This window comes from Brevundimonas aurifodinae (genome assembly GCF_040195595.1).
Taxonomy (GTDB): domain Bacteria; phylum Pseudomonadota; class Alphaproteobacteria; order Caulobacterales; family Caulobacteraceae; genus Brevundimonas; species Brevundimonas aurifodinae.
In genome coordinates, this window is the sequence record NZ_JBEGDD010000012.1 from 106,513 (window position 1) to 127,209 (window position 20,697).

Below are 20,697 nucleotides of genomic sequence, written 5' to 3' on the forward strand. Positions count from 1 at the left end.
GGTGAGGCCGCTTCGCAATCCGGTCATCCAGACGGTCTTGTCCAGCCTGCTCGCCGGCTGGATGCGGTTCTGCTTTTCCACCATCCACTGGACCTACGAGGGTCGCGAGCGTGCGGAGGCGGTCTGGGCGGCGGGGGGCGGGGTCCTGTGCGCCTTCTGGCATTCGCGCATCGGTCTCAGCCCCGCATGCTGGGACCTGACGCGAGCTCAACCCGCCAAAGCCCTGATATCGCTTAGTCCAGACGGCCAATTTATCGCCAAAGCGGTGGCTCTGCAGGGCTTTCCCGCCGTGCGTGGGTCCTCGGCGAACAAGGACAAGGCGGACGCGGCCAAAGGTGGATCGCGCGCCCTGCGCGACGGGCTGAAGCAGCTGAAGGTCGGGGCGCTGGCCATCACGCCGGACGGACCGCGTGGCCCCGCGCGGGTCATGGCCGAGGGCCTGCCCCTGATGGCGAGGATGTCGGGGGTGCCGGTGCTGTTCATCGGCATGAGCTGCAAGCCCGCGGTGCGGCTGAACAGCTGGGATCGGGCGCTTCTGCCCCTGCCGTTCGGACGCGGTGCCATAGTCTATGAGATCGACCACTTTCCCGACGGCGGCGACCTGGCCGCCGTGGCCGCCGCGTGGGGCGAGCGCCTTACGGCGGTGGAGGCGCGCGCGGACGCGATCACGGGGCTGGAGGGGATATGAGCCCGGCCCTGTTCGCCTATCGGCTGTTGACCCGGATGCTGGAGCCTCTGGCCCCCCGGTTGCTCGACGCCCGGGCCAAGCAGGGCAAGGAGGATCCGCGTCGGGTGGACGAGCGGCTGGGGGTCGCGGGCGAGGCCCGTCCCGCCGGAGATCTGGTCTGGCTGCACGGCGTCAGCGTGGGCGAGACGCTGAGCCTGCTGCCGGTGGTCGAGCGGTTCCGAAAGGCGCGACCGGACCTGACGGTGCTGGTGACATCGGGGACACTCACGTCTGCGGAACTGTTGGGGCGGCGGCTGCCGGAGGGGGTGATTCACCAGTTCGCGCCCGTGGATGCGCCAGGTGCCGTGACGGCCTTTCTCGATCACTGGCGGCCATCGCTGGGCGTCTTCGTCGAGAGCGAACTGTGGCCCAATCTGATCGGGGCGGCCAAGGCGCGGGGCGTTCCGCTGGCCCTGGTGAGCGCCCGCATCACCGAAAAGACGGCCGAGGGCTGGGCCCGGTTTCCGGGCGCGGCGCGGACCGTGATCGGCAGCTTCGACCGGATCATGCCGCAGGACATCGTCTCGGCGGATCGCATCCAGGCCATGGGCGGGCGGATAGACGGACTGGTCAATCTGAAGCTCTCGGGTGCCCCCCTGCCCCACGACGCACGCGCCTTCACCGCCCTGTCGGCCGCGATCGGGGACCGGCCGGTGGTGGTCGCCGCGAGCACCCACGAGGGCGAGGAGATCGCCGTGGTCCGGGCGCTGGACCGCCTGACCGAGCGGCTGTGCCTGATCCTGGTGCCGCGCCATCCGGAGCGGGGGGGCGAGATCGCGACCGCCCTCGGCCGCGACGGCTATCGCTTCGCCCTGCGCTCGCAAGGGGCCGCGCCGAACGCGGAGACGGACATCTATGTCGCCGATACCTTGGGCGAATTGGGCCTGTTCCTCAGGCTGGCGGACGTGGTCGTGATGGGCGGCTCGTTCGGGTCCTTCCTGGGCCGCGATCCGTGGGGCGGGCACAATCCACTGGAACCCGCGCGGCTGGGCAAGCCCGCCGTCGCCGGGCCGGACGCGGACAACTGGCGTGAGGTGACCGACGCCCTGACGGCGGCAGACGCGTTGGCCGTCGTCGCCTCGCCCGGCGACCTGCCGGGCGTCGTCGCGCCCCTGCTGAACGACCCAGCGGCGGCCCGTGCCATGGGCGACCGCGCCCGGCGCGCGGCCAGCGACGCCGGGGCCGGACTGGAGCGGCTGTGGGAGACGCTGCAGCTCCTGTTGCCAAGGCGTTCAAGATGAGCGGCGCATGGTTTGCTTCTGCCCTTGCGGGAGAAGGAATATGAAGGTCTCCACCCCTCGCTGGTGGTACGAGCGTCATGGCCGGCACGGGCGGGTGACACGGACCCTGCTGAAGCCCGCCTCCTGGCTGTGGGCGGCGGCGACGGCGCGGCGGATCGCGCGGACGCCGGGAGAGGACGTCGGCGTGCCGGTCATCTCCGTCGGCAATCTGACGGTCGGAGGCTCGGGCAAGACGCCCGTGGCGCGCGAAGTGCTGCGGCTGCTGCGAGCTGCGGATGTCGAGGCGCATGGCCTGTCGCGCGGTTATGGCGGGCGGCTGGAGGGGCCGGTGCGGGTCGATCCGGCCGCGCACTCAGCGGCGGACGTCGGCGACGAACCCCTCATGCTGGCGGGCGACGCGCCGATGTGGGTGGCGCGGGACCGGGTGGCCGGGGCCCGGGCGGCGGTGGCGGCAGGGGCTCGGACCCTGGTGCTGGACGACGGCCACCAGAACCCGGCGCTGAAAAAGAGCCTCAGCCTGATCGTCGTGGACGGCGAGACGCGCGAGGACGAATGGCCCTTCGGCGACGGGTCGGTGTTTCCCTCCGGACCGATGCGGGAGCCGCTGACGGCGGGGCTGGCGCGGGCCGATGCGGTCGTCGTGCTGCTGCCCGCCGATGCGCCCCCTGCCGATCCGGAGCTGCTGGCCATGTTCGGCACCCTGCCCGTCTTCATCGCTCGGCTGGAGCCCTCAGGCCCGCCGCCGGTGGGGCCTCAGGTCGGGTTCGCCGGGATCGCCAAGCCGTGGAAGGTGGAGCGGGCGCTGAAGGCGGCGGGATGCGACCTGAAGGACTTCGCGCCCTTCCCCGATCACGCCGACTATCGGGCGGAGGACCTCGAGTTTCTGGCCGATCGCGCGGCCCTGTTCGAGGCGGGGCTGGTCACGACCGAGAAGGACTGGGTGCGGCTGCCGGCGGAGTGGCGGGCGCGCGTCAAGTCTTGGCCGGTCGTGGCGAAATTCGAGGACGAGGCGGGGTTCGCAAAGTCGTTGAGCTGGGAATCCTGATCGCTTTCTTTCGTCATCCTCCGGCAAGGCGCGAAGCGCCGCAGACCGGGGGACGCAGCGGCGCGCGAGAGCGCGAACCTGCCACGCACAGCATCCGCTGAAGCATTTCGCCTACGCTTCGCTCCGGCGCCGCTGCGTCCCCCGGTCTCGCTGCGCTCGCCGGAGGATGACGAAGGAAATTGGGGGCCTGTCAGGCGTAGCGCCGCCGCTTCTCCGCGTTGATCAGCGTGGACCGCACGAAGTCTGCCGGCGGATCGGTCTCGGCCAGGACGGCTTCCTTGATGGCGCGCGGCTCGCCGAACAAATGACCCTGAGCAAGGGTGATGTCGAGTTCCAGGATGTCGACGATCTGGCGCTCGTTCTCGCATTTCTCGGCGATGACCTCGATGCCGTAACGGCGGGTCAGCTGGGCGAAGTCGGCGGCCTGGATGTCGCGCAGGGACGGGATCGGCGAGCCGCCGTCCAGGTCCAGCAGTTGTTCGATCAGCAGGTCGGCGGCGACCTTGACGAACTTCACGTCCGACCGCTGCAGGTCGTTGAAGTCCAGGTCCAGCGTCTGGACCTTGTCCAGCGAGAAGCGGAAGCCGAGGTCGGCCAGCTTGGCCATGTTGCGCGCCTCGACCGCGCCGCGCGCGTCGAACGTCGCCTGGCCCAGCTCGAAGATCAGGGCCTGGTTGAGGTCGCGGTTCTCGCTGAGGAACTGCAGGAACTGCGGGAAGAAGGTCTCGTCGCCCAGGCTGGACAGGGCGACGTTGCAGAAGACGCCGACCTTGCGGTCCTGACGCGCCAGCCGGCGAACGATCTGGGCGCAGCGGAACAGCAGCAGGTTGTCGATGGCGGGCACCAGCCCCTCGCCCTCGGCGATCGACAGATATTCGGCGGGCATCATGACCCGGTCGGTGGAATCGCGCAGCCGGGTGAAGCTCTCGTAGAAGACCGTCCGCCGCTGCGGCAGGGTGACCAGCGGCTGGAGATACAGATCGACGCGGTTCTCGGTCAGGGCGTCGTGGACGGTGCGGAGCAGCAGGCTGGACTGCTGATGCCGCCGCGCCTCGGCGCTGTCCGGCGCGACCATGGGCGTGACCGTCAGGCGCTGGTCGATGGAGGCGCTCATCTGCTGGATCAGATCCTCCAGCATGCGGACCTCGCCCGACAGTTCCTCGGTGCGGGTCAGGGCCCCGGCCTCGATGGCCTGGGCCAGGTCGCCGAGCGCGCCCTGCGTCTGCTCCATGGCGTCTGCCAGCAGGCGATGCGCCTCTCGCACTGTGTCGATCTCGGCCTTCAGGCGACGGCGCTCGGCGGCCCCGCCTATCAGGGCATGGCCCGCCGCCAACACACCCAGCACGCCGAAGGTCGCGGCGATCCCCGGCCCCAGGCCCAGGCCCGCCCGCCACAGAAAGGCACCGACCGTCATCGCCAGGAAGACGTAGCCGAAGAACAGGAAGCCGTTGGTCAGTGCACGCATGGGAACGGGTTTGTCCGACTTCCCGGATGGAATCGGTCGAGTATCAGGCTATCAGGGCCGAACCGCTAGGGCATGGCCTGTCTTTTCTCCGTGCACCCCGGCGAAGGCCGGGGTCCAGATGGAAAACTCGGGTGCTGGACAGTGCGCGTCGGTGGGCTATCCAAGCCGCATAAATCTGTGATCTGGACCCCGGCCTTCGCCGGGTTGCTCGGTGAGAAGGAAATCAACCGCATGGAACTGTTCGATCTCACCGGCAGATGCGCCGTCATCACCGGCTCGTCCAAGGGTATCGGCAAGGCCATCGCCGAACGGCTGGCCGAACACGGGGCCAATGTCGTCATCTCGTCGAGGAAGGCCGGCCCCTGCGACGAGGTCGCCGCCGCCATCAACGCGAAACACGGCGAGGGCCGGGCCATCGCCATCCCGGCCAACATCGCCTCGAAAGAAGACCTTCAGCGGCTGGTCGACGAGACCAACGCCGCCTTCGGCAAGATCGACATCCTGATCTGCAACGCCGCGTCCAACCCCTATGCCGGGCCGATGGCGGGTATCTCGGACGACCAGTTCAACAAGATCCTGCAGAACAATGTGGTCTCCAACCACTGGCTGATCCAGATGGTCGCGCCCCAGATGCTGGAGCGCAGGGACGGGGCGATCACCGTGGTGTCGTCGATCGGCGGTCTGCGCGGCAACGCCCTGATCGGGGCCTACAACATCTCCAAGGCCGCCGACATGCAGCTGGTGCGAAACCTCGCCGTCGAGTGGGGACCGTCGAACGTGCGCGTCAACTGCATCGCGCCGGGCCTGGTCCAGACCGACTTCGCCAAATACCTGTGGGAGAACCCCGAGATCCTGAAGGTCGCGACCGACCCGGCCCCCCTGCGCCGCATCGGCCAGCCGGACGAGATCGCCGGAGCGGCGGTCTATCTGTCGTCCCCCGCCTCCAACTACATGACGGGCCAGACCCTGGTCGTGGACGGCGGGATCACCATTGCCTGGTGAGGACGGCCACTTTTCGCTTCCTCCGTCATCCTCGGGCTTGACCCGAGGATCGGACCGTCCTCACGCACGACGGACGAAGGGCACGCGTCTACGTCCGCACCCTGCTCCTATCGCCGAGCGCGTCCCGCGTCTGATCCTCGGATCAAGTCCGAGGATGACGGCGTGTGGGGCGAGGGCGACGGGATGACCCAGCGGGCGAGTCTTCGCCAGGACCTGATCTGGCGACTGGAGGCGGCGGCCTTCGCCGGGTTCATCGGCCTGATGCGGCTGATCGGGCTGGGGGCGGCGTCGAACTTCGGCGGTTGGGTGCTGCGGACGCTGGGGCCCCGCACCGGCACCCACCGCACGGTGATCCGCAATTTGCGAATCGCGTTTCCCGACATGGACCCGGCCGAGCGCGAGCGGCTGGCCGTCGCCCAGTGGGAACAGACCGGCCGCACCTTCGCCGAGACGGCTGTCATGGACCGTCTGACGCCCGCGTCCGGCCGCATCGACATTGTCGGGGCCGAGCGGCTGGAGGCGATCCGGGCCTCGGGAAAACCGGTCGTCTTCGTCGCCGGCCATATGGCCAACATCGAGACCATGGCGGCGGTGCTGGTGGCCTCGGGCATTCCGGTCCAGGTGACCTATCGCGCCGCCAACAACCCCTATGTCGACGCGCAGATCATCGCCGCGCGCGCCCGCTACGGCATCAAGCTGTTCGCGCCCAAGGGCGGGGACGGCGCGCGCGAGCTGCTGGCGGGCATGAGCCGTGGCGAGAGCGTCGCCCTGATGAACGACCAGAAGTTCAACGAGGGGCCCGAGGTCGTCTTCTTCGGCCAGCCGGTCAACGCCGCGCCCGGCCCGAGCCGCCTGGCCCTCAGGTTCGGAACGGTGATTCAGCCCATGTCGGTGGTTCGCCTGCCCGGGGTGCGGTTTCGGGTGACGGCTCACGAGCCGGTCGAGATCACGCCCACTGGCGACCGCCAGGCCGACATCGCGGCCGGCGTCCAGGCGATCACCACCTTCATCGAGGGACGGGTGCGAGAACATCCGGTGGACTGGTTCTGGGTGCACAAACGCTGGCCCGACCGGGTTTATGCGGCGCTGGACCCCGCGTCTTCGATCTCGATCTGATCCGTCGAGCGACGGAACGGCCCCCTGAAATTCGGGCTATTCACGCGCCGGCGGTCGGGACCGAAATAGTCTTCCGTCTTCACGAACGGCCGGGGTCGCATGATGACGGCCTGGATGCGATCGAACACAGCCTTGGCGGTGATCGGTTTGACGACGAACTCGGTGACGCCGGCGTCGCGCGCCTCATAGACTCGGCTCTTCTCCGAATGGCCGGTCATCATGATGATCGGCAGATAAGGATTGGCGCTGTCGGGGCTGTTGCGGATCAGGCGGGTGAACTCCACCCCGTCCAGCGGGAACATGTTGAAGTCGACGATGGCCAGATCCACCGCGTGATCACGAACGGCGTCCAGAGCGGCCGCGCCATCTGAGACCTCGCGGATGCTGCGCACACCCGCCGATTGCAGGATCGCCGACGCAATGGCGCGCATGTGCTGGTTGTCGTCCACCAGCAGGATATGAAGGGACTGGAGTGCGGACATGGTTTGGCGAGGACAACCGCCCCATGGCGATCAAAGGCGGAACTTTATGCAGACAGCGCCAGAACGTCCATGGTCCGGACCGGTTCGACCCGCCTAGTAACCGGTTTCTGGTGCCGAATAGCCCACAAGAAGCGCGGGATTGATCTGGCGGTCGCGCCAACGCAGCCGCCAGCACAGATGCGGACCCGTGGCGCGGCCGGTCATTCCGACCGCGCCGATGATCTGGCCCCGACTGATTCGCTGGGTCGGCAACACGTCGATCCGCGACTGATGCAGATAGGCGCTGATCAATCCCTGGCCGTGATCGATCAGGGTCAGCCCCCCTTCGAAATGCATCGCCGGTTGTGCCAGGGTGACGACGCCGTCGGCTGGAGCCCGGATCGGCGACCCCTGTGGGGCGGCCAGGTCGATGCCGTAGTGCGGCCGCGCGGGCGTGCCGTTCAGGACGCGTTGGGCACCCCAATGGCTGGTGACGCGATAGGTCTGCAGCGGCCAGTCGAACCCCGAGCGAAAGTCGTCGGTGTCGATCCGGCTGGCGAACCCCTCGGTCTTCAGAGCGACCTCGCGGGCGATGCGCTCCAGCAGGGCGGGATCGGTCGGTGAGACGGTCGAGGGCGGCAGGCCGTTGATTCGGCTGGACGGAAATGTCCCGGTCACGATGGGCAGGGTCCGCCGCTGCGACCGTCTTCCGGCGCGGGACTCAAATGACACCGACCCCGGGGCGTCCCGGTCGAAGCCGACGACGAAATGGCCCGACGCCGACGCGGTCGTCAGGGCCTCGCCATCGACGAAGATCAGGGCGCGCGGCCAGGTTCGGCCCATCACGAAACCGCCTTGAACCAGGCGGCCGGTCAGGACGAGGTCGGCGGGATCGCGGCCGAACGCCGGGCCGGCGAGGCCCGCCGCGGCGGCACCGATCAGCAGTCGGCGCCGGTCCGGTGTCACGGCTCGACCATCCGCGACAGGGCCTCGGCGGGCCCATAGTAGGCCTCCTGCCGCTCGGCGGACCAGTAACGCAGGACGTCCAGCGGGATCGGCCGGTCGGTCACCGCGCACCGCACGAAGGGGCCGGGCTTCAGGATCGCGAATTCGCCGTCGCCATAGTGCAGCGAGGCGGGGGTCGGGGTGGTGCTCATGGGCGTGAACTTAACGCGGGACGGGCCGTTCGTCTCCTCCCCGTCCGCCGCGTCAGAACAGATCGCCCTGGGCGGTCGGGGCCGGTCGGGGCTTCACGGCCTGCCGGGCGCGAGGTCCCGCGTCTCCGTCGATCTGAGCCCCGCGTGATCCGTCGGGGAAGGTCACGGTGACCGTCTGACCCGGCGACAGGGCGGCGGCGGAGGTAATCATGCGACCGGCCTCATCGTCGATGCGAGCGAAGCCGGGCTTGGGCCGTCTCGGATCAAGGCTGGCGAGGGCTCGGCCCAGAGCGGCCAAGCGCGCCTCGGCCTGCCTCTGGGCGAGAGGCAGCGGTCGCTCCAACCGCGCCGCAAGAGCATCGAGCTTCAGAGCGCGCTGGTCGAGGCGTCGCCGGATCGATGCGTCGCTCAGACGGCCCGACACGCGCAGCAGGCGACGTTCGTGCACGGCGGCGTTGGCCGACAGGGCCGCGGACAGACGGGTGCCCTGCCCGTCCAGACGGGCCGCCCGCTGCTCCAGAGCGCGGTCCAGCAGGGCGGGCCCGAGGCGCGACGCCATCCCCGTGAACCGTCGATGATGCACCTCGGTGTTGCGGCGCAGCCCCGCCAGCAGCTTGCTCGCCGCATGGTCCAGCCTCTGTTGCGGCACGGCGACCAGTTCCTCGGGCCGGGCGGGCAGGCCGCGCGCGACGGCGCGCAGGCGGACACGGCGATCCTCCAGCAGTCGCGCCCCCGCCCGGTCAATCCGCTGCTCCAGATCGGTGACCGCCGCCCGCAGTTCCGCCAGCACCGGCGTCGCGATCTCCGCCGCGCCCGTGGGCGTGGGCGCGCGGCGATCGGAGACGAAGTCGATCAGGGTGGTGTCAGTCTCGTGACCCACGGCCGAGATAATCGGGATGCTGGCGGCCGCCACGGTGCGCGCCAGGCCTTCGTCGTTGAAGCACCACAGGTCCTCGACCGAGCCCCCGCCACGCGCCACGATCAGCAGGTCGGGCCGTGGGATCGATCCGCCCGGCGTCATGGCGTCGAACCCCCGGATGGCCGCCGACACCTGACCACAGGCCGCGTCGCCCTGGACCACCACGGGCCAGACGATCACATGGCAGGGCCAACGCTCGGCGATGCGGTGAAGGATGTCGCGGATCACCGCGCCGGTCGGGCTGGTGATGACGCCGATGGTGCGGGGATAGAGGGGGATCGGTTTCTTGCGCCCCGCCTCGAACAGTCCCTCGCCCGCCAGCTTGACTTTCAGCCGCTCCAGCTGGGCCAGCAGGGCCCCGGCGCCCGCCGCCTCCATCGATTCGATAACGATCTGATAGGACGACCGCGCCGGATAGGAGGTGATCTTGCCGGTGACGATGACCTCCAGCCCCGTCTCGGGCTGCACGCCCAGGCCGCGCACGGCCCCCTTCCAGACCACGCCATCGATCGCCGACTTGTCGTCCTTGAGCGTCAGATAGACGTGGCCCGAGGCGTGGCGATTGACCTTGGAAATCTCGCCCCGCAGCCGGACATGACCGAACCGGTCCTCGAGCGTCCGCTTCAGGGCGAACGACAGCTCGGAGATCGACAGCGGCGGGTTGTTGTCGCGCGGCGGAGCCGGGACGGGCTCGGCACCGCCTGCGAAGACATAGTCGTCGGTCATTCGCCTTCATACCCGGACCCACTCGGCGCCGAAACCGCCGTAATCGCCTTCTAGCTCTGGCCGCATGACCGAAAATCCGATCCCGCCCCGCGACGAGGAAGACCCGCGCGAACGCGACCTCGCGCGCCGGAGCGGGACGCCGGCGGTCGGCGTGTGGCTGATCCTGTTCGGCCTGCTTCTGCTCGGTCTCGTGGTCTACGGCCTTTCCGCCGTGCTCTGAGCGTCCGCTCAGGCCTTGACCCGCCGGGGCGGCCCGGCCATTGCCCGGGCATGGACATCCTCCTCGTCGGGTCTGGAGGGCGCGAGCACGCCCTGGCCTGGAAAATCCGGCAATCGCCGCTGGTCGAGCGGCTGTACTGCGCGCCCGGCAATCCCGGGATCGCCAGGGTCGCGGAGTGCCTGCCGGGCTACAAGACGACCGATGCCGAAGGGCTGGCTCGGCTGGCGCGCGAACTGGGCGTCGGGCTGGTGGTCGTGGGGCCGGAGGTGGCGCTGGAGGCCGGGCTGGCGGACCGGTTGAACGCGGCCGGCATTCCCTGCTTCGGACCGACCGCGAAGGCGGCGCAGCTGGAGACGTCCAAGGCCTTTTCCAAGGCCTTCATGGCCCGGCACGAGATCCCGACCGCCCACTACGGCGTCTATGAGCGGATCAAGGACGCCCGCGCGGCGCTCAAGGTCTTCAAGCCGCCCTATGTGATCAAGGCCGACGGCCTGGCCGCCGGCAAGGGCGTGGCCATCAGCCCGGATCGGCACGACGCCGAGGCCGAGATCGAGCGGATGCTGGGCGGTCGCTTCGGCGAGGCGGGGGCCCGCGTCGTCATCGAGGAGTTCATGGAGGGCGAAGAGGGCTCGCTCTTCGCCCTGTGCGACGGCAAGCGCGCCCTGCTGTTCGGCGGGGCCCAGGACCACAAGCGCGCCTTCGACGGCGACCTGGGGCCGAACACCGGCGGCATGGGGGCCTATTCGCCCGCCCCGGTGTTCGACGAGGAGCTGGTCATGGCGGCCAACCGGCGCATCGTGCAGCCGACGCTGAAAGCCATGGCCCTGGAAGGCGCGCCCTATCGGGGTGTGCTGTACGCCGGCCTGATGTCGACCGAAGACGGCCCCAGGGTGGTGGAATTCAACGCCCGTTTCGGCGACCCCGAATGCCAGGTGCTGATGATGCGGCTGGCGGTCGATATTGTGCCCTATCTGCTGGCCTGCGCGCGCGGCGACGTCTCGCGCCTGCCAGAGCCCCAGTTCAAGGCCGAAACGGTGATTTGCGTCGTCATGGCGGCCAAGGGCTATCCCGACAGCCCCCTGGAAGGCTCGATTATCCGGGGCACGGACCAGGACTTCGGTCCTCATGTCCAGGTCTTCCACGCCGGCACGGCGCGCCGGGAGGACGGCACCCTGGTGGCCAGCGGCGGCCGGGTGCTGAACATTTGCGCCGAGGGGTCCGACATCGCAGAGGCGCGGGAGCGGGCCTATCGCGCGATCCGAATGATCGACTGGCCGGGCGGCTTCAACCGGACCGATATCGGCTGGCGGGCGATGGAGCGGCTGCCCGCCGACGACGACTAGCGACGGAGCTGCGGCAGGATTTCGGGCGCGCCGCTCGGCAAAGGAGCAGCGGGGTCTCGCAGCAGGGCCTCGATGTCGGCGAAGACCACCTCGGCCTGGAGGTCACGGTTCAACAGGTGCCAGCCGTCCGCATACCAGGCGGTGCGAAGGTTCGTCGGATCACCCGCGCGGATCAGGGCGCGCCGCATCGGGCCCTTCTCGATGATCTGGTCGTTCGCGCCATACAGCAGGGCGACCGGCCCCCTCGCCTGCCCCAGTTTGATCGTCGCGCTTTCCATCAGATCAACCAGGCCGTGCAGGGCGTCGAAACGGGTGGAGCGGATGAAACGCGGGTCGTTTCCGTTGGCGATCAGCTCCATCAGATTGTCCGTGGCCCGGATGTCGCGCACCGCCCAGTCCGGCGGCTCGACCGCGCGGTCGCCCAGCAGACGCGCGGTGATCCACAGGCTGGCGCGGTTGAACGGGCTCTGGCTCGACCACCCCCAGACCGCCGGGGCCAGAAGGATGGCCTGATCGGCATCGGGTGGGCGATCGGAGGCCAGCGCCGAGATGGCAACCGCCCCGCCCATGCTTTCGCCCACCACGGCGATGTGGGCGTTCGGGTGACGGGCGCGGACCAGGGCGACGATGGTGCGCAGGTCCTCGACCATCAGGGCCTCGCCGGGCCACAGGCCGCGCCCGGGCGAGGCCCCGAAGCCGCGCTGGTCATAGGCATAGGTCGCGATGCCCCGCTCGGCCCACCACGGCCCGGCCAGGCGGAAGGCGGCCGAGTGGTCGTTCATGCCGTGCAGGGCGACGACGACGGCCCATGGCTCCTCCGCCGGGGCCCAGAGCCGATAGGGCAGCCGCGCCCCGTCCTGCACGACGAAGGCCCGCTCCTGAATCTCGGGTCCGGCGAACCCCGGCGGCGGCGTCAGCGGCGACTGCACGAAGGGCGCAGCGCAGGCCGGCAGTGCGAGGATCAGGGCGGCGAGGACGAGCGCGCGGATCATGGGGCCAGGATCTCCCTGACCCGGCCGCGCAGCCAGGGCACGACCTCGGCCTCGAACCAGGGATTCCGCTTCAGCCAGGCGGTGTTTCGCCAGGAGGGGTGGGGCATCGGCAGGATGTCGGGGGCATAAGCGCGCCACGCCCGCACCGTTTCGGTCATGGTCGCCTTCGCGCGGTCGGCCAGAGCCCAGGCCTGGCTGTAGCCGCCGACCAGCAGGGTCAGTTCCATGTCCGGCAAGGCCGCCATCAACCGAGGCCGCCAAAGTGTCGCGCAGCGACGGGGCGGAGGATAGTCCCCGCCCCGGGGTGCCGTGCCGGGATAGCAGAAGGCCTGGGCCGCCACGCCGATGCGGGGATCGCCATAGAAGGTCTGGCTGTCGATCCCCATCCAGTCGCGCAGGCGGTCGCCGGACGGGTCGGTGAACGGCATGCCGCTCTCGTGCACGCGGCGGCCGGGCGCCTGGCCGCAGATCAGCAGCCGCGTCTCGGGAAAGACCCGGACCACGGGCCGGGGCTCATGCGGCAGCTCGCCCAGACACGCTCGACAGGCGCGGATGTCGGCCAGGACCTGATCCAACCCTTCCCGCTCATCCCCGCGAAAGCGGGGACCCAGTGCTTTGGGCGTCCTGGCCTCTGTCTGGGTCCGGGATGATGATCCCAAAGGATCTTGCCTCACTTAAGGTGTGGGTCCCCGCTTTCGCGGGGATGAGCGGAAGAGATCAATCATCATCCTCGGCCAGCGCGGGCGGCAAGGCGGCCAGAGCCGCCGCCGTCTCGGCCTCGGTCGGCAGGCGCAGGCGAGTGACGCCGCGGAAGCTGGACGGATCGACGACCTTGCCCTTCTTGGTGATGGTCAGCCGCCCCTGCCGCATCAGATGCAGCGCCGTGGCCCGCACCTTGGGAAGAACCCGCTGCCACTGCTCGGTCTGGATGTGCTTGGCCACGTCCGCCGGTTCGACGGACTTGCCGCCGACGCCCTTCGGATCGGCCTTGGCCAGGGTCTCGAAAATTGCCGCTTCGATTGGGTCGCTCATCGCGCCTATATGCTGCACTGCGAGAGTGAAAGTAAGGCGGGTTCAACATGGTGGCCAAGATCACGGTAGCGGAGGGCGAGTTCGCCGGATGGCAGACCTATGACCTGCACGGCACCTTCGACCAGGTGGTGGGGCCCTTCTATTTCAAGCCCGACCCCGACGGCCGCATGCGCTGTGCCTTCCGCGCCGAGCCCAAGCACATGAACGCCGGCGACCGGATGCATGGCGGCTGCCTGATGACCTTCGCCGACATCGCCCTGTTCCAGACCGCCTATCAGGAGATGGAGGGCAAGAACGGCGTGACGGTGCAGCTCGATTCCACCCTGATCGACGGCGCCTACGTCGGCGAACTGATCGAGGCGACGGGCGAGGTGGTGCGCGCGGGCGGCTCGCTGATCTTCGTGCGCGGACAGATCACGACGGGCGAGCGGACGCTGATGACCTATTCGGGCATCATCCGGAAGTTCACGCCGCGCTGATCAGGTCAGCAGGACGGGGACGCCATAATCGGCCAGCAGATGGTCACCGGTGACGAGCGTCAGGCCTTCGATCATGGCCTGGGCGACGATGACCCGATCAAAAGGGTCGTTGTTGATGCGGGGCAGGGTCTGAACGTGGAGGGCATGCGGCGCAGTGACCGGCAGCCAAACGCAGAGCCGGGCCAGGTCCGCCTTCATGCTGCCGGTGAAGATCAGCCGTCCCGTGGAGGCCTTGGCGGTCAGCTCCAACAAGGAAGCCGTGCTGAACAGGCAAGCGCTCCGCGCGATCGTATCGACCACCTGCGGCCTGAGGCGGCGACGATTGCTCAGCCACCAAACAGCGACGTTGGCGTCCAGCAGAAGCGTCATTCAGTGTCGAAGCGCGAGGGCGGTTCGGCGACTTTCGCCTCTGCGGGTTCGTCGCCGAACCATTTGCGATGCATCTCTGCATCGAAGGCCGACTCCTCCCAGTCGTCTGAGAGGATCATTTGCCCTTCGTATTTGCCGAAGATCGCCATCCGATCCTGAACCGAACTGGCCTGACGCAAAGGCTTCAGCGTCACCAAAGGTTTGCCAGCCTTGGCGATGATGACCTCCTCGCCGTCCAGCGCACGCTGGATCAGCTTGGACAGCGTGGTCTTGGCCTCGTGGATGTTCGCAGTGACGGCCATGCAGGTAAGCTAACTTAGCTAACCTGCAGTTTCAACCTAGATCCCCGCCTTGGCCGCAGGCCGGGCGCGGCAGGCGTCCAGCCAGCGATGCAGGTGGGTCAGTTCCTCCGGCGGCCGGTACTTGACCAGCCGCGCGAAATCCAGCCCGACCGCGCCCACGATGTCGGCGATGGTGAAGCGGTCCAGGGCGATGTACGCGTGGTCCGCCAGATGCCGGTCCAGCGTCCGCATGAACCGCTCGGCGGCGGTGCGGTTGTAGTCGGCCACCTGGGGCTGCTGGTGCGCCTCCAGCGCGGCCAGGGCCGGGTGGGTCAGGCGCACGTTCAGCATGATGGGGTTGGCCAGATAGAACTCGCAGCGGCGGGTCCACATCTCGACGATGGCCTGTTCGCGGGGATCGTGGCCGAACAGGTTTGGCTCGGGGTATAGCGCCTCGATGTAGCGGCCGATGGCGACGGATTCGGAGATGACGGTGCCGTCGTCCAGCTCCAGCGCCGGGACGTGGGGCACGCCGACGCGGGCACGATAGTCGAGTGTCTTATGGTCGCCCGCCATGATGTCGACCTGGACGATCTCGACGTCCTCGATGCCTTTCTCGGCCATGACCCAGCGGACGCGCCGGGGATTGGGAGCGCGGTGGCTGTCGTAGAGCTTCATGGCGGTCGGTCTCCGGTTCAGGCGAATATGGAGGCGGGCATCGCGCCGACAACCGCCGCCGTCATCAGGGTCGTCAGGAAGCCCGCAAACAGGGCCTTCCAGACCATGCCCAGGACCTCCTCGCGCCGCTCGGGGATCAGCACCGACAGGCCGGTCACGGTGATGCCCACCGAGCCGATGTTGGCGAAGCCGCACAGGGCATAGGTCAAGAGCATCCGCGTCCGCTCGCTCATGTCCTCCAGCGGCACCCGGCCCAGTTCGATGAAGGCCACGAACTCGGTCAGGGTCAGCTTCACGCCCAGCAGCCAGCCCGCCTTGCCGGCCTCGGACCAGTCGACCCCGATCAGCCAGGCCAGGGGCATGAACAGCCATCCCAGCAGACGCTCGACCGTCACCGGCGCGTCAAACAGCCAGACGCCGCCGATCATGATGTTCACCAGGGCGACCAGGGCGACGAACACGATCAGCACGGCCGAGATGTTCAGCACCACCATCAGGCCATCGGCGGTGCCTTTGACGATGGCGTCTATGGCGCTGTCGTATTTCAGCGCAGAGCCGTAGTCGGCGACCGCCCCGCCCTCCCCCGGCTTTTCCGGAATGATGATGCGGGCCAGCAGGATGCCCGCCGGGGCCGAGACGATCGACGCCACCAGCACATGGCCCGCCGCGTTCGGCAGCACGGGGCCCAGGATCGAGGCATAGGCCACCATGGTGGACCCGGCCACGGTGCCCAGGCCCACCACCATCATCAGAAAGATCTCGGATCGGGTCAGCTTGTCCAGATAGGCCCGGATGACCAGTGGGCTCTCGATCATGCCGAGGAAGATGTTGGCCGCGACGGCGAGCGCGGAGGCCCCGCCCAGCCCCATGGTGCGCTGGAAGACGAAGCCGAAGCCCAGGGTGATCCACTTCAGGATGCGCCAGTGCCACAACAGGGCCGACAGCGCCGAGATGACCAGGATCAACGGCAGGACGTTGAAGGCGAAGGTGAACAGGCCCGAGGCGTTGGTCACCGCGTAGGGCTGGTCGCCGCCCGCCAGATAGCCGAACACGAACTGGGTGCCCCGCGCCGTCGCCGCCGTCAGGCCGTCCACGGCCCCTGTGACGGCCGCGAGCACGTTCTGCGATCCCGGCAGAGTGAACAGGGCCAGCACCAGCACCGCCTGAGCGGCGACGGCGCCCAGGGCCAATCGCCAGGGGAACTGCCGGCGGTTCTCCGACAACAGCCAGCAGGCGACGACGATGACGATGAGCCCGGCAAGGCTCTGCAGGTTCAGTGGGCTGAACATTCAGGTGTCCTGTCCGGCCCCCCGCCGGTCCATCCGTTCAAGCGAACCACTGGCGGCGTGGCAAGGGTGAGAGTGGGAGACCGGCGTGAAAGTGACTCTCACTTCTCTCATCTCAGCCCGGAACCGAGCGCGACGCGCCGCACCCTACGGCCTGGATGCGTCGAAATCGGACGCAACGCGTCCCGTCCTTGCCTGTTGCGGCGCATTATCCGACAAGGACGGTGAACAGGGACCCGGCGCGACCGGGTGGCTACCCCGGGCGCCGATCCCCCGGGACACCAGCGGAAGTCGAGGCCGAGCGCCCGGGCCGCCTGAACGACAGATCTGACCATGACCCTTCTCGCCTCGGCGCGTGAGCAATGGCTCGCGAATCCCAGACGCGACCTGCTGGCCGGCACCGTCGTGGCCCTGGCCCTGATCCCTGAGGCCATCGCCTTTTCCATCATCGCCGGCGTCGACCCGTCGGTGGGCCTGTACGCCAGTTTCGTCATCGCGGTGACGATCGCCTTCGTGGGCGGACGACCGGCGATGATCTCGGCGGCGACGGGCGCGATGGCCCTGCTGATGGTCGGGCTCGTGCGCGATCACGGGCTGGAATATCTGTTCGCCGCGTCGCTGCTGACCGGGGTGTTCCAGATCATCGTCGGCCTGTTCAAACTGGGTCGCTACATCAAGTTCGTATCGCGCAGCGTGATGACGGGCTTCGTCAACTCCCTGGCCATCCTGATCTTCCTGGCCCAGATGCCCGAGCTGATCGGGGCCAACTGGCAGACCTTCGCCCTGGTCGGCGCGTCCCTGGTGATCATCTACGGCTTTCCGCGGATCACGAAGGCGGTGCCGTCGCCCCTGGTCGCCATCGTGGCGATCAGTGCCCTGGTGATCTTCATGAGCCTGGACGTGCGCACCGTGGGCGACATGGGCCAGATGCCCTCGACCCTGCCGATGTTCCACCTGCCGAACGTGCCGCTGACGTGGGAGACCCTGGCGATCATCGGGCCGGTGGCGGCGACCCTCGCCTTCGTCGGCCTGCTGGAGAGCCTGCTGACCGCCAACCTGCTGGACGACATCACCGACACGCCCTCGGACAAGGACCGCGAGACGCGCGGCCAGGGCATCGCCAACATCGCCTCGTCCCTGTTCGGCGGCATGGCGGGCTGCGCCATGATCGGCCAGTCGATCATCAATGTGACGAGTGGCGCGCGCGGGCGGCTGTCGACTCTCTGGGCCGGGCTGTTCCTGCTGTTCCTGATCCTGGTGCTTCAGGACTGGGTGGCGCAGATCCCGATGGCGGCGCTGGTGGCCGTGATGATCATGGTCTCGGTCGGCACTTTCGACTGGGGCTCAGTGTTGAGGCTGCGCTCCACCCCGATCCAGTCCTCGGTCGTCATGATCGCGACGACCGCGACGGTGGTGGCGACCCACGACCTGTCCAAGGGGGTGGTGCTGGGCGTGGTCCTGTCGGCGATCTTCTTCATGCGAAAGGTCGGCAAGACCGTCGTCGTCGAGGAGATCGAGGTCCCCGATGAGGGTCACCTGCACTATCGGGTGACCGGTAATCTGTTCTTCGCCTCGGCCGACGTCTTCGCAGCCGCCTTCGAGCACCACGGCCATCCGACCCGCGTCGAGATCGACATGACGGGCGCGCACCTGTGGGACCTGACCGGCGTGGCCGCCGTCGACAAGGTGGTGTTCCGCTATCGCCGCCAGGGGGCCGAGGTCGAGGTCATCGGCATGAACGCGGCGGCGCGGACCCTGGTCGACAAGGTCGGCCGCCACGACAAGGACCACCTGCCGACGGCCGCCGCACACTGAGGCGCGCGGAGGGTCAGGCGGGTTCGGGCAGGGCCGAGCGCAATCCGAGGTGACGGACGAACCCGTCGAAGTCGCGGTCGCTGTAGAGCAGGGTGAGGTCGTCCAGAATACAGCGGGTGGCGATCAGGCTGTCTATGGTCTTTCGGACGGTGACGCCCCTTGACCGGAGAATGCGGTAGTTTCGAGCGGCCTGTTCAGCACAGGCCTGACCGGCGACCTCGACAACGATCAGGCTGGTCATCAGCGACTGTGCAGCAACGAAGTCGTGGTCGTCTCTGAACCCCTGAAGCACTTCGGCGAGAACCAGGTCGCCTGTGAGCAGGTCCTCGACACCCAGAATGCTGTCGAGATACTCGACTTCGCGGGTTGGCCGGTCGCGAAAGAAATCCACCCAGACGCTGGAATCGACGATGATCAATCGTCGGTTCTCATCGCGTCCAGGTCACCTTCCCAGTGGAGCTTGCCGCGGAATTCGCGAATCTCGGCCTGGGCTCGCAAACGCACAACGGTCCGCAAGCCTTCCTCGACCGCTTCGCGTTTCGTCTTCGCGCCCGTCGCTTTCATGGCCTCGGCGATAAGCTTGTCATCGATCTCGATATTGGTGCGCATGTGTATGATCCAGATCAACCATACACATAGCCGCTGGGGCCGAGAGCCTCAAGTGGACCTCAGCCGATGCGCCGAACCAGCTTGCCGTAGTCGTCCATCAGACCCAGGCTGATATCGCCGGGGGTGAAGGTGTATTCGCCGATCAGCTGGACCGGGGTCACCTCGGCGGCCGAGCCGGTCAGGAAGCACTCGCTGAAGGTCGACAGCTCTTCCGGGCGGATGTGGCGCACCACGACCTCGATGCCCCTGGCCTGCGCCAGGTCGATCACCGTCTGGCGGGTGATGCCGTTCAGGATGTGGGTCACGTCCGGCGTATGGATCACGCCGTCCTGGACGAAGAAGACGTTGGCGCCGGTCGCCTCGGCGACATAGCCGCGCCAGTCCAGCATCATGGCGTCCGAGAAGCCTCGCCGCTCGGCGGCGTTCTTGGACATGGTGCAGATCATGTAGAGGCCGGCCGCCTTGGCGGTGGTCGGGGCGGTCAGAGGGTCGGGGCGGCGCCATTTGGCCCACTCCAGACGGATGCCCTTCTTCTTGACCTCGGGGTCGAAATAGCTGGGCCAGTCCCACACGGCGATGGCGACGTGAACCTTGTTGTTCAGAGCCGAGACCGAGGTCTGTTCCGGCCCGAGATAGGCGACGGGCCGGATGTAGGCGTCCTCCATCCCCATCCTGGCGCAGGTATCGCGGCACGCCTGGTCGATCTCGGAGACCGAGTACGGCAGGGTGAAGTCCAGCAGTTCGGCCGATCGGGCCAGACGTTCGGAATGCTCTGTCAGCTTGAAGATTTCCCCGCCATACATACGCTCCCCTTCGAACACCGACGAACCGTAGTGCAGGGCATGGGTCAGAACGTGCGTTTTCGCTTCCCGCCAGGGCACGAATTCGCCATCGAACCAGATCCAGCCGTCACGATCGTCGAAAGGAACCAAGGCCATTGAACAACGTCTCCTGCGCAGATTTGCCGGTTAGACCTTCCCGGACGCCTCAGGTCAACGCCGGGATCGGCCGAATCGGAGCCGAGGCATGAGCAGCCGGTCCGGACCCGTGGCCGGAGCGGGCGTCGGCCGGCACTTGCTGATCGTCGACGACGACGACCGGATTCGCGAGCTGCTGAAGGAGTTTCTGGCGCGCGAGGGCTATCGCGTGACGGGTGCGGCGCACGCCGCCGCCGCCCGTCGCCTGATGGAGTTGATCGAGTTCGACCTGGTCGTTCTGGACGTGATGATGCCGGGCGAAAGCGGGCTGGAGCTGACGACCTGGGTCCGCAACAAGGCGCAGCTGTCGCGCACGCCGGTGCTGCTGCTGACCGCGCGCGGCGATCCGGCCGACCGGATCGAGGGCCTGTCGCGCGGGGCGGACGACTATATGTCCAAGCCCTTCGAGCCTCGTGAACTGGCGCTGCGGATCGACGCCATCCTGAGGCGGACCGGGGTCAAGCCGATCATGCCGCGCGAGATCAAGCTGGGGCCCGCCCTGTTCGACCTGGAGCGGCTGGAGCTGACCCGCGACGGCGCGCCGATGCGGCTGACCGAGGCCGAGGCGCAGTTGCTGAAGACCCTGGCCCTCAACGCCCATGCCCCGGTCGAGCGGATGGACCTGTCGCCCGACACGGCCGACATCACCGGCCGCGCGGTGGACGTCCAGGTGACCCGTCTGAGGCGCAAGCTCGAGGTCGATCCCAAGAACCCGCGCTACCTGCAGACCGTGCGCGGCATCGGCTACATGCTGGCC

The 20,697-nt window shown here is 68.2% G+C and carries 25 protein-coding genes and 1 other annotated feature; of the genes, 10 read left to right on the forward strand and 15 right to left on the reverse strand.

The features are described 5' to 3' along the window. Position 1: 1 nt before the first annotated feature. The 3 genes from ABN401_RS14015 to lpxK are packed head-to-tail and all read left to right on the forward strand — an operon-like array spanning position 2 to position 3,013. Positions 2 to 688 (forward strand): lysophospholipid acyltransferase family protein, encoded by a 687-nt coding sequence (locus ABN401_RS14015; RefSeq protein ID WP_349685481.1) that lies wholly within the window; start codon positions 2 to 4, stop codon positions 686 to 688. Continuing rightward, a complete protein-coding gene (locus ABN401_RS14020; protein WP_349685482.1) occupies positions 685 to 1,968 on the forward strand; it encodes a 3-deoxy-D-manno-octulosonic acid transferase in 1,284 nt (427 codons plus the stop codon). Before ABN401_RS14015 ends, ABN401_RS14020 begins: the two co-directional genes overlap by 4 nt. Before the next feature lie 40 nt (positions 1,969 to 2,008). Further along, positions 2,009 to 3,013, forward strand: a complete 1,005-nt coding sequence (gene lpxK / locus ABN401_RS14025; RefSeq protein WP_349685483.1) for a tetraacyldisaccharide 4'-kinase — start codon at positions 2,009 to 2,011, stop codon at positions 3,011 to 3,013. Between the two features lie 190 nt (positions 3,014 to 3,203). Here lpxK and tipF read toward each other — a convergent pair whose 3' ends face one another. Next, complete coding sequence (gene tipF / locus ABN401_RS14030) at positions 3,204 to 4,478, reverse strand: flagella assembly cyclic-di-GMP phosphodiesterase TipF (RefSeq protein ID WP_349685484.1); 1,275 nt, start codon at positions 4,476 to 4,478, stop codon at positions 3,204 to 3,206. Between the two features lie 231 nt (positions 4,479 to 4,709). Here tipF and ABN401_RS14035 point away from each other — a divergent pair, with 231 nt between their 5' ends. Both ABN401_RS14035 and ABN401_RS14040 read left to right on the forward strand, forming a co-directional pair. Then, on the forward strand, positions 4,710 to 5,480 hold the full coding sequence (locus ABN401_RS14035) for an SDR family NAD(P)-dependent oxidoreductase (protein WP_349685485.1): 771 nt from the start codon (positions 4,710 to 4,712) through the stop codon (positions 5,478 to 5,480). Positions 5,481 to 5,663: 183 nt separating this feature from the next. Further along, the gene (locus tag ABN401_RS14040; protein ID WP_349685486.1) at positions 5,664 to 6,596 is read left to right on the forward strand and encodes a lysophospholipid acyltransferase family protein; all 933 of its coding nucleotides are present in this window, start codon (positions 5,664 to 5,666) and stop codon (positions 6,594 to 6,596) included. Here ABN401_RS14040 and ABN401_RS14045 read toward each other — a convergent pair. From ABN401_RS14045 to xseA, 4 genes are all read right to left on the reverse strand, one after another. Beyond that, on the reverse strand, positions 6,557 to 7,078 hold the full coding sequence (locus ABN401_RS14045) for a response regulator (RefSeq protein ID WP_349685487.1): 522 nt from the start codon (positions 7,076 to 7,078) through the stop codon (positions 6,557 to 6,559). The genes ABN401_RS14040 and ABN401_RS14045 overlap by 40 nt on opposite strands. A gap of 93 nt (positions 7,079 to 7,171) precedes the next feature. Further along, positions 7,172 to 8,023: a M23 family metallopeptidase gene (locus ABN401_RS14050; protein ID WP_349685488.1), complete on the reverse strand. Its 852-nt coding sequence runs from the start codon at positions 8,021 to 8,023 to the stop codon at positions 7,172 to 7,174. Further along, positions 8,020 to 8,214, reverse strand: coding sequence for a DUF2093 domain-containing protein (locus tag ABN401_RS14055; protein ID WP_349685489.1), 195 nt, complete (start codon positions 8,212 to 8,214; stop codon positions 8,020 to 8,022). Before ABN401_RS14055 ends, ABN401_RS14050 begins: the two co-directional genes overlap by 4 nt. Before the next feature lie 52 nt (positions 8,215 to 8,266). Continuing rightward, a complete protein-coding gene (xseA, locus tag ABN401_RS14060; protein WP_349685490.1) occupies positions 8,267 to 9,859 on the reverse strand; it encodes an exodeoxyribonuclease VII large subunit in 1,593 nt (530 codons plus the stop codon). 64 nt (positions 9,860 to 9,923) lie between these two features. Here xseA and ABN401_RS14065 point away from each other — a divergent pair, with 64 nt between their 5' ends. Both ABN401_RS14065 and purD read left to right on the forward strand, forming a co-directional pair. Next, entirely contained in the window at positions 9,924 to 10,079 is a 156-nt protein-coding gene (locus tag ABN401_RS14065; protein WP_349685491.1) for a hypothetical protein, read from the forward strand. A gap of 50 nt (positions 10,080 to 10,129) precedes the next feature. Then, a complete protein-coding gene (purD, locus tag ABN401_RS14070; RefSeq protein ID WP_349685492.1) occupies positions 10,130 to 11,422 on the forward strand; it encodes a phosphoribosylamine--glycine ligase in 1,293 nt (430 codons plus the stop codon). Here purD and ABN401_RS14075 read toward each other — a convergent pair. The 3 genes from ABN401_RS14075 to ABN401_RS14085 form a co-directional block, all read right to left on the reverse strand. Continuing rightward, complete coding sequence (locus ABN401_RS14075) at positions 11,419 to 12,414, reverse strand: alpha/beta fold hydrolase (RefSeq protein WP_349685493.1); 996 nt, start codon at positions 12,412 to 12,414, stop codon at positions 11,419 to 11,421. The genes purD and ABN401_RS14075 overlap by 4 nt on opposite strands. Beyond that, the gene (locus tag ABN401_RS14080; protein ID WP_349685494.1) at positions 12,411 to 12,989 is read right to left on the reverse strand and encodes a uracil-DNA glycosylase family protein; all 579 of its coding nucleotides are present in this window, start codon (positions 12,987 to 12,989) and stop codon (positions 12,411 to 12,413) included. Before ABN401_RS14080 ends, ABN401_RS14075 begins: the two co-directional genes overlap by 4 nt. A 142-nt stretch (positions 12,990 to 13,131) precedes the next feature. Beyond that, a complete protein-coding gene (locus tag ABN401_RS14085) occupies positions 13,132 to 13,446 on the reverse strand; it encodes a DUF3253 domain-containing protein (protein ID WP_349685495.1) in 315 nt (104 codons plus the stop codon). A 47-nt stretch (positions 13,447 to 13,493) separates the two neighbouring features. On the opposite strand from ABN401_RS14085, the gene ABN401_RS14090 reads away from it, so the two are divergent. Then, entirely contained in the window at positions 13,494 to 13,925 is a 432-nt protein-coding gene (locus ABN401_RS14090) for a PaaI family thioesterase (protein ID WP_349685496.1), read from the forward strand. Here ABN401_RS14090 and ABN401_RS14095 read toward each other — a convergent pair whose 3' ends face one another. The 4 genes from ABN401_RS14095 to ABN401_RS14110 are packed head-to-tail and all read right to left on the reverse strand — an operon-like array spanning position 13,926 to position 16,542. Next, positions 13,926 to 14,294 carry a type II toxin-antitoxin system VapC family toxin gene (locus ABN401_RS14095; RefSeq protein WP_349685497.1) on the reverse strand — a complete coding sequence of 123 codons (369 nt, stop codon included), beginning with the start codon at positions 14,292 to 14,294 and terminating at the stop codon, positions 13,926 to 13,928. Next, entirely contained in the window at positions 14,291 to 14,596 is a 306-nt protein-coding gene (locus tag ABN401_RS14100) for a type II toxin-antitoxin system Phd/YefM family antitoxin (protein ID WP_349685498.1), read from the reverse strand. The genes ABN401_RS14095 and ABN401_RS14100 overlap by 4 nt, the downstream gene beginning before the upstream one ends. 36 nt (positions 14,597 to 14,632) lie before the next feature. Further along, on the reverse strand, positions 14,633 to 15,253 hold the full coding sequence (locus ABN401_RS14105; protein WP_349685499.1) for a glutathione S-transferase family protein: 621 nt from the start codon (positions 15,251 to 15,253) through the stop codon (positions 14,633 to 14,635). A gap of 17 nt (positions 15,254 to 15,270) precedes the next feature. Further along, entirely contained in the window at positions 15,271 to 16,542 is a 1,272-nt protein-coding gene (locus ABN401_RS14110; RefSeq protein WP_349685500.1) for a NupC/NupG family nucleoside CNT transporter, read from the reverse strand. Between the two features lie 226 nt (positions 16,543 to 16,768). Beyond that, positions 16,769 to 16,822, forward strand: a sequence feature (sul1 is cis-regulatory element that is thought to sense ions involved in sulfur or methionine metabolism; They are found in Alphaproteobacteria). 50 nt (positions 16,823 to 16,872) lie between these two features. On the opposite strand from ABN401_RS14110, the gene ABN401_RS14115 reads away from it, so the two are divergent. Continuing rightward, positions 16,873 to 18,354: a SulP family inorganic anion transporter gene (locus ABN401_RS14115; RefSeq protein ID WP_349685501.1), complete on the forward strand. Its 1,482-nt coding sequence runs from the start codon at positions 16,873 to 16,875 to the stop codon at positions 18,352 to 18,354. A gap of 13 nt (positions 18,355 to 18,367) precedes the next feature. Here the strand turns inward: ABN401_RS14115 and vapC are convergent, their stop codons facing one another. From vapC to ABN401_RS14130, 3 genes are read right to left on the reverse strand one after another with little or no spacing between them, the layout of a single operon-like run. After that, positions 18,368 to 18,772, reverse strand: coding sequence for a type II toxin-antitoxin system VapC family toxin (gene vapC / locus ABN401_RS14120; RefSeq protein WP_349685502.1), 405 nt, complete (start codon positions 18,770 to 18,772; stop codon positions 18,368 to 18,370). Next, the gene (locus ABN401_RS14125) at positions 18,769 to 18,963 is read right to left on the reverse strand and encodes a type II toxin-antitoxin system VapB family antitoxin (protein ID WP_349685503.1); all 195 of its coding nucleotides are present in this window, start codon (positions 18,961 to 18,963) and stop codon (positions 18,769 to 18,771) included. Before ABN401_RS14125 ends, vapC begins: the two co-directional genes overlap by 4 nt. Before the next feature lie 59 nt (positions 18,964 to 19,022). After that, positions 19,023 to 19,901 (reverse strand): branched-chain amino acid aminotransferase, encoded by an 879-nt coding sequence (locus ABN401_RS14130; RefSeq protein ID WP_349685504.1) that lies wholly within the window; start codon positions 19,899 to 19,901, stop codon positions 19,023 to 19,025. An 88-nt stretch (positions 19,902 to 19,989) separates the two neighbouring features. Between ABN401_RS14130 and ABN401_RS14135 the strand changes: the two genes are divergently transcribed. Further along, positions 19,990 to 20,697, forward strand: a 708-nt coding sequence (locus tag ABN401_RS14135; RefSeq protein ID WP_349685505.1) for a response regulator, incomplete at its 3' end; no start/stop codon positions are given.